This window comes from Kineococcus auxinigenes, assembly GCF_050871525.1.
Taxonomy (GTDB): domain Bacteria; phylum Actinomycetota; class Actinomycetes; order Actinomycetales; family Kineococcaceae; genus Kineococcus.
This window is the reverse complement of sequence record NZ_JBKBCT010000176.1, coordinates 1-587: the sequence shown is the minus strand read 5'-3', so window position 1 is coordinate 587 and position 587 is coordinate 1. Positions and strand designations below refer to the sequence as shown.

Below are 587 nucleotides of genomic sequence, written 5' to 3'. Positions count from 1 at the left end.
GCTTCGAGCTGCCCATCCTGCAGCGCTTGAACGGCGCGCTCCTGCAACTGACGAAGCTGTCCAGCCCCCTGGGGTTCAGGTTGCCACTGTGTGACGTTCGGCAGCAGGGCCAAGACCCTTCGCCAGACCGCTGGGAAACTTTCTAATGGGTCCACCAGCAGTACGGTCTGAATCGGGGTGCGTTCAGTAGCCAGACTGGTCAACACCTCGGTGAGGCGCTCGGCTTCGCCGGGCGGAATGTCGCCAAAGGCCGACTGCTCGACCAGTGCCATTTCTTGGAGCCTTCTTGGACCATCGGCTGGCGTGGAGCCGTCCCAGCCAGCCAGGCGCCATTCATCGCGCCAAGCCAACAGACGGGCGCTTGTTCCAACGCAATCAGCTTCCAAAGACCGGCTGTAGAAGCGGGGCCGGTCGGCATGCCTTCTCAAGTGGCCCAGGTAGCTCGTCACGCGGCGAGCCTGGGAAACCTCTGGCCTGCTTAGACCCAGGTACATCTCGAGGAGTCCAAGTAGGCCCATCCGCCCAACAACAGGTTCGTTGAGTGTGTTCTTGAGTGAGGGTCCCTGGCGACCGTCTAGGCTGAGTCC

The 587-nt window shown here is 62.2% G+C and carries 1 pseudogene; it reads right to left on the bottom strand.

The window, feature by feature from the left end:
- Positions 1 to 449: pseudogene (locus ACRYR9_RS19885) on the bottom strand (PD-(D/E)XK nuclease family protein); the annotation flags it as partial.
- Positions 450 to 587 lie beyond the last annotated feature (138 nt).